This is a genomic window from Neisseria sp. HMSC069H12 (assembly GCF_001812735.1).
Classification (GTDB): domain Bacteria; phylum Pseudomonadota; class Gammaproteobacteria; order Burkholderiales; family Neisseriaceae; genus Neisseria; species Neisseria subflava.
The window spans coordinates 1-330 of record NZ_KV810300.1 but is presented as its reverse complement, the minus strand read 5'-3'; the positions used below and the strand labels follow the sequence as shown (position 1 = coordinate 330).

Genomic DNA, 330 nt, shown 5'->3' with positions numbered 1-330 from the left:
AACACCCGCTCAAATACCTGCTGCACATCGCACACCTGCCCAAAAGCAGCTTTTACTACCACCATCAAGACCGGCCCGACCCCGATGCAGCCGACAAAGCCCTTATCGCCGAAATCTACGAACGGCATAAAGGACGCTACGGGCAAAGGCGCATTGCCGCATCATTGGATTGGAACCGCAAAAAAGCAGCGAGGTTGATGAAGCAGTTGGAACTGAAAGCCAAAATACGGGCGAAAAAAGCCTACCGCCATCCCGCCATGGGCGAGATATCGGAACACCTCCTCAAACGCCGGTTCAAAGCCCAAAAGCCCAACGAAAAATGGCTGACCG

At 53.9% G+C, this 330-nt stretch carries 1 protein-coding gene; it reads left to right on the top strand.

Going from position 1 to position 330, the window contains the following annotated elements; all coding sequences use genetic code 11:
* Positions 1–330: IS3 family transposase (locus HMPREF2872_RS09920; RefSeq protein ID WP_141752882.1), on the top strand; the 330-nt coding region annotated here is incomplete at both ends.